The organism is Bartonella sp. OC16QHHD, from assembly GCF_042194035.1.
Taxonomy (GTDB): Bacteria; Pseudomonadota; Alphaproteobacteria; order Rhizobiales; family Rhizobiaceae; genus Bartonella.
The window spans coordinates 1-13046 of record NZ_JBHIMJ010000050.1 but is presented as its reverse complement, the minus strand read 5'-3'; the positions used below and the strand labels follow the sequence as shown (position 1 = coordinate 13046).

Below are 13046 nucleotides of genomic sequence, written 5' to 3'. Positions count from 1 at the left end.
TTTTGATTAAATTGACTCCATGCGTGGCGAAGAGGATTTAATGAGGGGGATTTTTCTTTTATGGTTTTGTGCTGTATTGAGCAGGTGTCAACATGAATAGTGTTAATAATATTCGGTCAATATTTTTGGATTATTTTCATCGTAATGGGCATAAAGTTCTTTCTTCTAGTCCGCTTGTTCCGCGGAATGATCCTACACTTATGTTTACAAATGCAGGGATGGTGCAGTTTAAAAATGTTTTTACTGGACTTGAACAACCTTCTTATACGCAGGCAACAACGGCACAAAAATGTGTTCGTGCGGGTGGAAAGCATAATGATCTTGATAATGTTGGTTATACGGCGCGCCATCATACATTTTTTGAAATGCTGGGTAATTTTTCTTTCGGTGATTATTTCAAGGAAGAAGCTATTTTTTTATCATGGAATCTTTTAACAAAGGAATTTTGCCTGCCAAAAGATAAATTGTTGGTGACAGTTTATCAGAGTGATGATGTTGCTGCTGAACTGTGGCGTAAAATTTCTGGTCTTCCAGATGAAAAAATTGTCCGTATTGCGACGGCTGATAATTTTTGGTCGATGGGAGAAACAGGCCCTTGTGGGCCTTGTTCGGAGATTTTTTATGATCATGGTGATGAAATCTGGGGCGGTCCTCCTGGAAGTGCTAATGAAGATGGGGATCGCTTTATTGAGATTTGGAATCTTGTTTTTATGCAGTATGAGCAAGTTTCCAAGGAAGAACGTGTTAACTTACCTCATCCTTCTATTGATACCGGTATGGGGTTAGAGCGTATTGCAGCTGTTTTACAGAGCGTTCATGATAATTATGACATTGATCTTTTTCGTGCATTAATTGACGCGTCAGAAGAAATTACAGGGATTGAGGCAAAGGGTGATTTTATTGCCAGCCATCGTGTCATTGCTGATCATCTTCGCTCATCTGCATTTTTGATTGCTGATGGTGTGCTTCCTTCTAATGAAGGAAGAGGATATGTTTTACGTCGTATTATGCGTCGTGCTATGCGTCATGCGCATCTTCTTGGTGCTAAAGAGCCCTTAATGTGGCGACTTTTGCCTGCTTTAATTCGCGAAATGGGACAAGCTTATCCTGAGTTGGTGCGTGCTGAATCTTTGGTTTCAGAAACTTTAAGGTTAGAAGAAATACGTTTTCGTAAAACGCTTGAACGAGGACTTGGTTTGTTGAACGAAGCAAGTACCGATCTTAAAGAAGGGGACTATTTGAATGGTGAAGTTGCTTTCAAGCTCTATGATACCTATGGTTTTCCACTTGATTTGACGCAAGATGTTCTTCGTCGTCGAGGAATCTCTGTTGATGTTGGTGCTTTTGATAAAGCGATGGAACGCCAAAAAGAGGAAGCACGTGCCAATTGGTCTGGTTCTGGAGAAGCTGTAACAGAGAAAATCTGGTTTTCTGTTCGTGATCAAGTGGGGGCCACAGAATTTTTAGGTTATGAAACTGAGACAGCGAAAGGTATTCTTACAGCTCTTGTGTGTGATGGTAAAATTGTTGATCATATTTTTTCAGGTCAGAAAGCTATGCTTGTTGTTAATCAGACACCTTTTTATGGTGAATCTGGTGGGCAAATTGGTGATAGCGGTATCATTTCTAGTGAAAATTTTATTTTTAAGGTGCATGATACCCAAAGAAAGGGCGATGGTGTTTTTATCCATATTGGGGAGGTGAAATCTGGTCAGGCATCGAGGTCTGATTGTGTAGAATTAATGGTTGATATTGTTCGTCGTAAGAAAATTCGTGCGAATCACTCTGCTACTCATTTGTTACACGAAGCTTTACGCCAAACATTGGGGGACCATGTTACACAAAAGGGTTCTCTTGTATCGCCAGATCGGTTGCGTTTTGATTTTTCCCATCCAAAATCTGTTTCACCAAAAGAGTTGAAAAAAATAGAAGATTTAGCAAATGAGATTATTTTGCAAAATAGTAGAGTGATAACGCGCCTCATGGCTGTAGATGATGCCATTTCTGAAGGAGCCATGGCATTGTTTGGTGAAAAATATGGTGATGAAGTTCGTGTTGTTTCTATGGGGGAGCCACTTGAACAGGGAAGATTAAAAAAGCGTTGGTCAATTGAGCTTTGTGGAGGGACACATGTGGAGCGAACAGGTGATATCGGTTTGATTCATATTGTTTCTGAAAGTTCTGTTTCAGCTGGAGTGCGGCGTATTGAAGCTTTAACAGGCAAAGAAGCACGTCTTTATCTTAGCCGCCAAGATGAACGTATTCATGAAATTGCTGATCTTTTAAAAATTTCTTCTGTTGGCGTGGAAGAACGGGTGCGAATTTTGCTTGATGATCGTCGTAAACTTGAAAAAGAATTGAATGATGTACGCAAGAAAATGATGTTGAGTGGTGGAATAACAGAAAGGAGCCAAGATGATATTATCATCATCAATGGGTTTTCTTTTACCGGACGCGTTGTTAAAAATATTTTACCACGGGATCTTAAGGCGCTTGTCGATTCTGAGAAAAAACAAATTGGATCTGGAGTGGTTGCTTTTATTAGTGTCTCGGAGGATGGAAAAGGGAGTGCTGTTGTCGGTGTTACGGATGATTTAACGGATAAATTAAATGCTGTAGATCTCGTTCGTATTCTTTCAGCGATGCTTGGTGGTAAAGGTGGAGGTGGCCGTCCTGATATGGCGCAGGCTGGTGGTCCTGAGGGGAACAAAGCTGATGAGGCATTTGCGGCACTAAAAGATTTTCTTGAAAAAAATTAAAGAATGAAATCATTCTGCATAGGTGTTTTTCACATTGTTATATTTGGTTGGCATCTATGTATCATGAATATCTGTCTGGTGTATTTCTGAAATGCAGATACAGCGTAATTGGGGAAAATACAATTGTAAAGATAAAGACAGTGTTTGTCTTTATCACCACTTTATCATTTGGCTTTATAGCTTCCAAGCGTTTCAGGAATCACCTTTTTAAGATAAGATAGATTATGCAGCACTTCATGCTTTGCTGTGTATTCTTTTACTAGGGAGACTAGTTATTATGTTGCTCTTATAGATTTTTTGAAGAAACATCTCTTTTTATGAAAGAAAAATATAAGATTTATTGCATACGATTATCCTTATAAAGTTATAAGCTGTCATTATTCGATTAGTTTTCAAATGAATAAAATCTCTTTCCTTGAAAAGGCTTATAAAAGCGTTGTTATATCTTAGAGCTATTGTTTTCATTTTGCTTGTTATGTACAAGAAAACAGTTTTTTGGTTTATTATTAAAAGGTCTTGAAAGGAATATTCTCCTATCTTTATAAATCTTTATTTCATATTATAAAGTAATGAATTATCAATATGAATCAAAGGAATATCACATAAATCTAAAGATTTAGATTAACATCTAATTTATTTATGATAAAATTGCTTTAATACATTGAGTTATAATGATAATTTATCGTTTTATCTTTTGAATAAGAGCTACGAATATTCGTAGGATTTTATTATTTCAAATTCTGTGTATGTTAAATTAATCAAAACCACTCACGAATGTCGTTGTGAAATGGGCTTAAGAGCATTGAGAAATGTTTCTTAAAAAAAGTCATATGAATGTGCAAAACAATGATGTTCTGTTCTTTATGAGAGGACTATAAAGAAAGTGATAAACAAAGTGCAACGCAATACATAATATTCATTATTTAAAAGATATTTCTTTAGTTCGTTTTGAAATTCGTAAAGCTGAGTAAAAAGAAGACGGTAAAACTGGAAATTGTTTTTACCTTTACATTTTCCCTAAATGAGAATGTATACTCGTCAATATTCACAGATATAGGGAAATATTTTTGTCCCAATCTAGTAAAATTGCAATAGCAGAGAAAATACTAGACTGTTTTAATATTTTTCTTAAATACCTAAAATGGATTGTGGTATTTTTAGAAATCTTTTTACTTGTATCATATATAAGCACTCTTGTTATTCTGAGGAGGATTTTTTTGCTTGAAAAGAGTGTCAATTTTATGATGCTATGGCTTCATGTAAGGGGATAACATTTTCTCCTTCTCTTTTTGGTGGTTTGATTGTTAAACCACTTGCCTTTAAAAATTTAGAGAAACGTCCCCCTCTATCGATTAATTCTTGAAAGTTTCCTTTTTCCATTAAGTGACCATGATCCAGAAAGAGTATCACATCAGCATTGCGTACTGTTGAGAGGCGATGTGCTATAATAAAAGTAGTACGGTTATGGCTTATACAATCGAGAGCATCTTTGACTCGTGCTTCTGTTTCAACATCAAGAGCGCTTGTTGCTTCATCTAGAATGAGAATAGGGGCATTTTTTAAAACAGCGCGTGCAATTGCTAGTCGTTGTTTTTCTCCACCTGATAATTGAGATCCTCGTTCGCCCACTATTGTGTTATAACAATCAGCTTTTTTTAGAATAAAATCGTGAGCTTCTGCTATTTTTGCTGCTTCATAAAGTTCTTCATTCGTTGCGCTCGCTTTTCCTATTGAAATATTGTCATGAATAGTACGGTTGAAAAGACCCGAGTCTTGAAATACTGTTGCTAGAGATTTGCGTAAAGATTCGCGATTGATTGAGCATATATTTATTCCATCAATGGAGATATGCCCAAGGGTAGGGTCGTATACGCGCTGCAACAGATTGATCAATGTTGTTTTTCCAGCCCCTGTTGGTCCTACAATCGCAACAGTTTGTCCTGCTTTAACTTCAAAGGAAATATCAAAAACACCTTGAGAAGAATTTTGGAATTGATAGGTCACGTGATGAAATTGTATGGCGCCTTTAACATTTTGGAGGGAAGGAAGATTTTGCGGTTCGTTGATATGAAAGGTTGAGTCTTCCATTTCAAAAAATTCTTGCAGTTTTGCTTGTGAGGATATTGCACAATTAATAAAACTGCTCATTTGGTCTAGGCGGCTAATCATGAGTTGTGCAAATCCAACAAAAGCAACGACTTCACCTACTCGTAATTGATCTTTTGCAACAAAAAAAGCTCCAAGGAGAAGAACACAAACGATTGAAATTGTTGAAGCCATTCGATTTAAGCCACTGGCGAGCGCCCACCAATTGAGAACAGGATTTTGTGCTTTAAGAAGAGCATTTGTATGTTGATGCAGTATGGAAGTTTCTTCTTTTATTCGGTTATAACTTTGTACAATGGAAACATTAGAGATTGAATCACTGACATGCTTAAAAAGGTTATGATGATAGCATTCTACAGCGGCTTGCCCGTCTTTTGTTTTTCGCATCACTAAACGTGCAATTAATACATAAATGATGGCAAGCACAACCAAGACTATTGAAAGACGCCAATTCATATTAAACGCTATGGGGATGAGAACCAATAAGGCGACAAGCGTTGAGAGATGTTGGCGCATAAAATCAAGCCATATGGTTGACATGGAATCTATTGCGCGCAAAAGTGTATGGAGTGCGTTGGAAGTTCCACGTTGTTGATGCCAAATTAAAGGCATGGCAATGATACGTTCGAAAGATTCCGTTAAAACCGTTAAGCGGTGTCTATGGGCTAAGCGGTCAGCACCGCGAGCAACAAGGACATAAGCAATAATATGTGAAAGTCCAAAACAAACCCAAATGGCAAGAGTAGGGATGATAGCTGTTTTGTCTGTAATAGAATCAATAACTTGTCCAAATAAAATAGGTTCTGCAATAGTGATAATAGCTAATATAACATTAGCGGTACAGATTAAAAGGGATGCATTTTTTTCTCTATTTAGGTAAGTGAGAACACGTGCATAGGTTTTGAATAAGGACACGGTTAATTATCTCCATTCGCTATTAAGCGTAAAGGCTGTTGATTTTTACAACGCTTAGTTTTTAGCTAATAAAATTTGGACGTTAAGAAAAGGAAATTTTGGATACTAACTGTAATATGGTGTGATAAGACCAACTAAAATATGAATTTTTGTGTTTATAAAGGCGCAAAAATAGATCAATAAAATTAGCAGGTAAGGGAATTTTCATGGCAGGCATAGAAATAAAAAAAGTTGAGGCAGATGAAAATGGAATGCGCTTAGATCGCTGGTTTAAAGTGCATTATCCAGGACTTGGTTTTGGAGCTTTGCAAAAATTGTTGCGTTCTGGTCAGATACGGGTTGATAGTGGACGTGTTAAAGCCGATACGCGTCTTTGTATAGGGCAAGCTGTTCGTATTCCACCTCTCCCTATTAATGACAAGGAAAATCTTTCAATAACGGATAAAACACTTCGTGGGCAGGATGATGGGACCGTTTTGAAAAAAATGCTGCTTTATGAAGATCCAAAGGTATTTGTTTTTAATAAACCAGCTGGGTTGGCTGTACAAGGAGGCTCTGGTTTAACACGTCATATGGATAGTATGCTTGAGGTATGGCGCAATAAAAAAGGTGAAAAGCCGCGTTTGGTTCATCGTCTTGATCGTGAGACGTCGGGTGTGCTTATTGTTGCGCGATCAAGGGGAGCTGCTCAGTCCTTAACTGCTGCTTTTAGAGCGCGAGAAACAAAAAAGACTTATTGGGCGTTGGTTCGGGGTGTGCCTAAAAAAAAGCAGGACAAAATTTCAACGTGGATGGTTAAGGAAATGACTGCACAAGGTGACAAAATGCGTGTTTGTGAACATGGGGAGCCAGATTCACATCATGCGGTTTCCTACTATCGCGTTTTAGATACGCGAGGGCGGGCTCTTTCGTGGCTTGAAATGGAACCCTATACAGGGAGAACACATCAGCTTCGTGTGCATGCTGCCCATATGGATCATCCTATCATTGGCGATACAAAGTATTTTTTTTCTGATAGTAATTGGACATTACCAGGAGGAATTCAAAATCGTCTTCATCTTCATGCACGTCGTATTCGTATTCCTCATCCTTCAGGAGGAATATTGGACATTGTTGCACCTTTACCACCTCATATGGTCCAAAGTTTTAATCTTTTATCTTTTAATGAGAGTGATGCTGAAACCGACTAAACAAACTTCATTTGTTCTTTTTGATTGATACAAATTTTGTCTATAAATTTGATAAGATGAATAGGGCATCATTTGAAGAAAGTTTTTGATAAGTCAATCGCTATGAGAAAATTGTGTTTTTGAGTGATGAAATTTTCGAATATCATGGCTTTCTTTCTACAGATCTTTATCCATAATTGATTGTATTGTTATTTTTGGATATGATGTATCGTTTAATAATCTGAGTTTATGAAGCTGCTCCTTTGAATTATCTACAGAGGTCATATATTGGGGAGGCGTGTCTGTTGAGGGAGATGAGTTAGATAAAATCTGAAAGATATTTACTAAAATAGTGAAAGCAATTTTAGTTTTTTCATGGGGAATAATGGAGGCATTTTATAGTAATGCTGAGGGAGAGTAGCCTCTCAAAAAATTCCTGTTGTCAAGGATTTTTGTTTTGTTATCAATGTGGTTTGATATGCTTATAGTATAGATTTATGCTTTGTATCTTTGCTTACACAATGAAGCCTTCTTAGCAAAGCTCTCCTTTCAATGACCAATTATTTTTCTACTTACTTAGTTTATCCAAAAGATTATCTTTCATAAAAGAAGAAATAAGTTTTTAGTATCTTAATGCTTCATTGAAGTGAACTCATCACATTGAAAAAATATCTAGACAAAAAATTGGAGATAAAACGTCAGGTGCGTTTTATTGCTCTAGGGAGGGCTTGAACACTTTTGTTTTTTCTAGTGAACAAAAACAGATATTTATTATGGGAACATTCAAAGGGGGATAAGTTGAAATTAGGAGTGACTGATGGGATCATTATTGATTGACGTTAATAACGTCTCAAAAATATATCGCAACATTGACAGAGAAATTGGTTTTAAAAACAAGGTGTTTTCTCTCTTCAAGCCGGATTATACAAATCATCATGTGTTAAAAGATATGAGTTTCACCCTCTTTTCAGGGCAATCGTTAGCAATTCTTGGCCCTAACGGAGCGGGTAAATCGACACTGATTAAAATACTTTCTGGTATACAATACGCTGATGAGGGATGTGTTAAAGTCCTTGGTGTTGATCCTTATAAAGCGAAGAAAAATCTGTTCAAGTCTTTGGGTGTGGTCTTTGGTCATAAGAATTGTTTATGGTGGGATTTGCCCTTACGCTACAGTCTGGATATGGTTCAACCATTATATGGTCTTGAACGCGCCTCTTTTATCCGTGATCTTAAAGAGATCGCTGAGTTACTGGGTCTTGAGCATATTATGGATAAGCCAGTGCGGATGCTTAGTCTGGGTGAGAGAGTGAAAAGTGAATTGGCATTTAATCTCTCCTTTAGACCTAAACTGTTGTTTCTCGATGAGCCAAGTATTGGTCTTGATCTTACATCTAAGCATGAAATCAGGGAGCTTCTTAAAAAACTGAAAAGGGAGCGTGGCACTGGGTATATCATCACAAGTCATGATATGGGAGATATTGATGGATACGTCGATGATATTATTCTCTTGCATAAAGGAAAGAAAACAGTTTCATGGTAATCTTCATGCGCTTAAAAATGTCATTCCTTCTTTGGTGAGAATGACACTTTTTTGTGAACACTTGGCGGCACCTTCAGCTGTTGTAGAAAAAATTGATGAGATTGCGTTGAAATTATCTACTCCTTTAAAAGATAAGCACTTTAACGCTGAAGAATGCTCGCTGGAGGTTTCGTTGCCCCGTGAGGATTTTGCGCGTTTTGTACGCGAAATTACAACCAAATTGAACTGTACGTTCTCTGTATCCACTCCCTCGCTTGAAGAGATGCTCCGTGTTAAATTTAAAGAATTTATCTAACCACTGCTTTGGTATGTTTCTTTTTGCCAAGAATGGATTACTGACTGTTCTAAGTGATAGAGCAATGTTTTTTACCGATATTATCATTGGGACACTTTCGCCATTTGTTATTCAACTTCTATTATGGAATGCACTTTTCTCTGATACGGGCAACACCATAAATGGCTTTAGCTTTTATGATATGATGTATTATTATGCTTTTGCTTTAGTCCTAGGTCGCTTAAATAATGGTTATAATGTGATTAAGTTTTTCTCTCATCATGTTAAAGAAGGTCAATTAGAAGTATATCTTACAAAGCCCTTTAGTTATATGACACAAATGCTTTTTACTTTTTTAGGGGAGAGTGTATTATATAGCATTCCCTTATTGGCTCTTTTTGTTGTTAAGCTTGTTTTATCCTATGAAAATATTCTGGGATTGGTCATCGCTTTTCTGTTCTTTTTTCTGGTTGTTATTCTATCACAATTGCTTTGTTTTTTAATCTCTTTTGGAATTGCCTTATTAAGCTTTTGGGTGATTGAGTACAATATATTACTTTCTTTCAGTATTCTCAGTTCAGCGCTTCTTGGGGGTGTTCTTTTACCACCATCTTTTTGGCCGGTGTGGCTTATTCCGCTTATGCAATTTAATCCTTATCGTTTCATGATATCAGCTCCTGCCGAGTTTTTCGCGACGCAAAATTTAGCGTTGTTTCAGCAGTTTATTTTCGGAAGTTTTACTTATATTTTGTGTTTTTTATTCTTAATTTATATTGCTTGGAATAAAGGGATGAAAGCATATAATGGAGCAGGTGGTTGAGATGAAAATCATCCTTCATTTTATCAGTCTGAATATCCGCCGACAGATTGTTTATGGTAAGAATTTGGCTGGGGAGTTTATTCTTTCTCTATGCTATTATTTTATTCAATTCATATTTATTGATAGAATATCTTCTTTTTCAGGAAAGATCGGTAACTATAGCAGAGATGAAATCCATTTTATCTTTGTTGTCTTTGTTTTACTTGGAATATTTTTGAATATTTTTACTAATTCTATTGAAACGTTTTTTGAAAAAGTAGCGGATGGTAAAATTGAACCATACTTGATAAAGCCCGTTTCAATTTGGTTGTTGATGTTGTTTGGTTGGTGTAAACCTCTTAATTTGATCAAGCTCTTTGTCCTTTATGTTAGTGCCTATTTATTTGTATCATTACCGAATATTTCTGATCTTAAGCTAAGATGGATCTCTTTTATTGTTGCAATATTTTGTGTTTTTATCGTCAATATTTGTTTTTTCATGATGTTCAATTTTATAACATTTATTATTAGCAGTAAGATGCCTGTCGAATATTTTCATGAAATGATTTACGAGCTTTCATTTGTGCCAATAGGAATTTATCCTTTAAGCATCGTAAAATGGCTTTTGTTTATGCTTCCCATGGCTTTTTCTGCTTCCTTGCCTGTGTCATTGTTGCTTGGTAAAGACGAATGGAATATTGGATATCTTCTGTTGAGCGCTTTTCTTTCCATGGTCATGACTTTCATAAGTTATAAGAAAACAATGCGTAAATTTAATGGATTAGGGGGATAATATAAAAGTCATCATGATTATAAAAATAAAAAATTGAGTGAAAATTCTATCGTACTGTAAAATATCGTTATTTATGCTGGCGGTATAAGTCATGTAAAATTTACACATGAAGATTTTTTATTAGACATATTCATGCATAAAATCGGTTGTATTTCTATAGCTATGAGCAAAGAATTTACAATAAAAATCAGAGAGTTAAATTTCTTGGTTTTAGATTAGTTTGAGTTTAGATGGCTGCTTGATGACACAAGCCAATGGTAAGATGGTGTACAATATTAGTAGTGCTTTCTCCTCCGAGCAAAATTTATTTTTGTTGCGTTTATAGTGCTAAAAAATTGTCAAAGATGGGTAATTTTTATATGTGCAGAATGTGGTTATTCGTGCGGATTTTGTTGGTGCATTCAATATATTATTACATGGATGAGTTTTTGCTTAAACAATAAGAAAATTGACAGAATAAAGCTTTTAAGTTGCCCGATAGAAAGCTAAGAGCTTCGCCAAACAACATGATAGCAATTATCAAGACAACAATCACATAGAGATTTTTCAGCATGCTGAGCAGTCAAAATTCAGTTAATAATTGCTTGGAAATAAAAGGATCCACTAAGCCAAGCAGGAAAAAACGATGGCAACGCAACTGAGTTCAATAACATAATTAAATATATTTCTTTGTTGTTCTTGTAAATAAAGAGAATTATAATTGATTTTTCTTGTAAATTTCTTATTATATTTAATATAAAGATAATTATTATGTAATATTTTAGTGTTATTATAAATATTATTATTTAATTAAAAATATACAATTTAAACATATACAATTTAAACATAATATATTTATATTATTTTAAATAGTTTATTTTAAAAAGTAATTAAATAAGATATTATTTTGTAAAAAATATTTTCTATTTTTTAAATATTAATAAGCTCATTTTTCAATTTTTCTTAACAATGATAAGAGTAAAATGGAGTTTTACATACTCTTTTACAATAAATAAAAATTATACTTTAATCTGGTGTTGCTCTCTAAGCTTAGAGCTATACAGATGTTATTGCTTATCATTAATAAAACTAATGTGATTGATGGCGTAGAGATTACAAAGGGCTAAATTTTTTTGCATGTAATTCATATCTTTTACAAGACTTTAAAAATAACACAGAAAAAATGAGAGAGGAAGGAATAGTGAACAAGAGTGATAAGCTTTTTCATTTTCTAGTGTTATGATTACTTTTGTATTTTACGGTTCATTCATTGTATGTATGATCAATTCCAAAATTTTTATTTTAAGATTATAGTGAATCTATATTTTAGTCTGTTATTGGATTTAAACAGCAAGTAAAATGAAATAGTTATGTCTAATATGGGGGAATTGAGGAATCCTGATTCTATTACGTTTTTTTTCCTCTATCCCCCATCTTTTTGAAGCTTTTTTATGGCTTCAAGAGCGAGTTTTTTGCGATCTGCGCTCTTTGTGTAGAGAGATGCCATAGCATCATGTGTCCAGCCAAAAATTGCTTTGAGTTGTGATACTGTTGCACCAGAATTAGCTGCGCGTGNACCAATAGGACCAGCTTCAAGTGTTTTGGCTAATTCCGGTAAAATAGGGAGAAAAACATCTGTTTGGAATTTACTTTTCTCTGTTTTGAGATGAATAATATTGTCTTTGACATCTTTCCAGCCAATGCGAACTGCATCACCACGGCGCAACCCCGTGTAAAGAAGAACATCAATCCAAACACGTTCATGGGTACCATGTGACCAGCGTTGGTAATATTTTTCAACATCTTCTTCTGTCCAAACAGGAAAGCCCTCTTTATTTTTAAGAGGAGGTCTTGTGATACCTAAAGTAGGGTTGCTTTCCAAAAGTCCTTGTTCAATTGCCCATTTAAAAAGCCCATTAAGTACTTTCAGAAATTCTCTAGCCATTGCTGGTGTTTCTTTACGCCGTTCAACTCCAGCTATGATATGTTTCTTATTAATTGCTTGGTATGGGATATCTCCTACGGAATCGCATATCTTCATAAGGATGTATTCTCTTTGCTTTTTTGTAACTGTAGAGAGGCTATGCCAATTAGAGCTGTTTAAATACTGTTTAAGTAGCCATGCAAATGACCCTTCAACAAGTTTACCGGTTTTGGATTTAGGAAGTATAAGCCCTTGTAATTCGGCAAGTGCGCTTTTGTAGTTATCAACAAACTCTTGCGTTCCATAGGTACCACGTATTCTAATACGTTTTCCATGACCAATACGTACATACCATACGATTTTGCCATGTTGGGTAATTTGTTTCACAAGGTGAGGAGGGCGTGGTTTTGGCATGGGAACACCTATAAGATGATATCAAATTCATAATCATCACGAGATAAATTCCATATTTTATCAGGATGTGCTGTTGAGTTTGGTATTGGAATATCTGCTTTAAGATAGATAAGCAGTTCACCGGTAGGTTTGATTTCTATGAGTTCGCATTTTTGCTTTTTCGCTTCTCTTAAAGCGCGAGCAATGGCTGGTTGCGTTATAGCAGCTGGACGAGGCGCCGTATCTTTTCTCCTTACATTGAGATGCAATTCACGTGTGGCGTGAATCATGCATTACTTGAAAGTGTTAAGAAGGGTGGGGGTGCTCGTAGATATGCGGGGAACAAAACACCCCCATAAGGTTAAGCAGCTTTTGTTGAGAGTTGTTTTATC

General features: G+C 35.7%; 9 protein-coding genes. 6 read left to right on the top strand and 3 right to left on the bottom strand.

The window, feature by feature from the left end; genetic code table 11:
* Positions 1-92 precede the first annotated feature (92 nt).
* Entirely contained in the window at positions 93-2759 is a 2667-nt protein-coding gene (gene alaS / locus ACFIK1_RS05275; RefSeq protein WP_375662252.1) for an alanine--tRNA ligase, read from the top strand.
* A 1239-nt stretch (positions 2760-3998) separates the two neighbouring features.
* Here the strand turns inward: alaS and ACFIK1_RS05270 are convergent.
* Positions 3999-5780, bottom strand: a complete 1782-nt coding sequence (locus ACFIK1_RS05270) for a glucan ABC transporter ATP-binding protein/ permease (protein ID WP_375662251.1) — start codon at positions 5778-5780, stop codon at positions 3999-4001.
* Between the two features lie 206 nt (positions 5781-5986).
* On the opposite strand from ACFIK1_RS05270, the gene ACFIK1_RS05265 reads away from it, so the two are divergent.
* The 5 genes from ACFIK1_RS05265 (at position 5987) to ACFIK1_RS05245 (ending at position 10358) form a co-directional block, all read left to right on the top strand.
* The gene (locus ACFIK1_RS05265) at positions 5987-6970 is read left to right on the top strand and encodes an RluA family pseudouridine synthase (RefSeq protein WP_375662250.1); all 984 of its coding nucleotides are present in this window, start codon (positions 5987-5989) and stop codon (positions 6968-6970) included.
* Between the two features lie 796 nt (positions 6971-7766).
* Positions 7767-8492, top strand: a complete 726-nt coding sequence (locus tag ACFIK1_RS05260) for an ATP-binding cassette domain-containing protein (protein ID WP_375662249.1) — start codon at positions 7767-7769, stop codon at positions 8490-8492.
* Complete coding sequence (locus tag ACFIK1_RS05255; protein WP_375662248.1) at positions 8446-8787, top strand: hypothetical protein; 342 nt, start codon at positions 8446-8448, stop codon at positions 8785-8787. Before ACFIK1_RS05260 ends, ACFIK1_RS05255 begins: the two co-directional genes overlap by 47 nt.
* Positions 8762-9586: an ABC-2 family transporter protein gene (locus ACFIK1_RS05250; RefSeq protein ID WP_375634737.1), complete on the top strand. Its 825-nt coding sequence runs from the start codon at positions 8762-8764 to the stop codon at positions 9584-9586. The genes ACFIK1_RS05255 and ACFIK1_RS05250 overlap by 26 nt, the downstream gene beginning before the upstream one ends.
* Positions 9570-10358, top strand: coding sequence for an ABC-2 family transporter protein (locus tag ACFIK1_RS05245; RefSeq protein WP_375662247.1), 789 nt, complete (start codon positions 9570-9572; stop codon positions 10356-10358). The genes ACFIK1_RS05250 and ACFIK1_RS05245 overlap by 17 nt, the downstream gene beginning before the upstream one ends.
* 1402 nt (positions 10359-11760) lie before the next feature.
* On the opposite strand, the gene ACFIK1_RS05240 is transcribed toward ACFIK1_RS05245, so the two are convergent.
* Positions 11761-12675, bottom strand: a complete 915-nt coding sequence (locus ACFIK1_RS05240) for a tyrosine-type recombinase/integrase (protein ID WP_375662246.1) — start codon at positions 12673-12675, stop codon at positions 11761-11763.
* An 8-nt stretch (positions 12676-12683) separates the two neighbouring features.
* Positions 12684-12944, bottom strand: coding sequence for a hypothetical protein (locus ACFIK1_RS05235; RefSeq protein WP_375662245.1), 261 nt, complete (start codon positions 12942-12944; stop codon positions 12684-12686).
* Positions 12945-13046: the final 102 nt, after the last annotated feature.

Bases quoted from the DNA above. Each gene is read 5' to 3' on its own strand.
- ACFIK1_RS05265 (WP_375662250.1), top strand. From the start codon at position 5,987: ATGGCAGGCATAGAAATAAAAAAAGTTGAGGCAGATGAAAATGGAATG.
- ACFIK1_RS05260 (WP_375662249.1), top strand. From the start codon at position 7,767: ATGGGATCATTATTGATTGACGTTAATAACGTCTCAAAAATATATCGC.
- ACFIK1_RS05235 (WP_375662245.1), bottom strand. From the start codon at position 12,944: ATGATTCACGCCACACGTGAATTGCATCTCAATGTAAGGAGAAAAGAT.
- ACFIK1_RS05255 (WP_375662248.1), top strand. From the start codon at position 8,446: ATGATATTATTCTCTTGCATAAAGGAAAGAAAACAGTTTCATGGTAAT.
- alaS (WP_375662252.1), top strand. From the start codon at position 93: ATGAATAGTGTTAATAATATTCGGTCAATATTTTTGGATTATTTTCAT.
- ACFIK1_RS05245 (WP_375662247.1), top strand. From the start codon at position 9,570: ATGGAGCAGGTGGTTGAGATGAAAATCATCCTTCATTTTATCAGTCTG.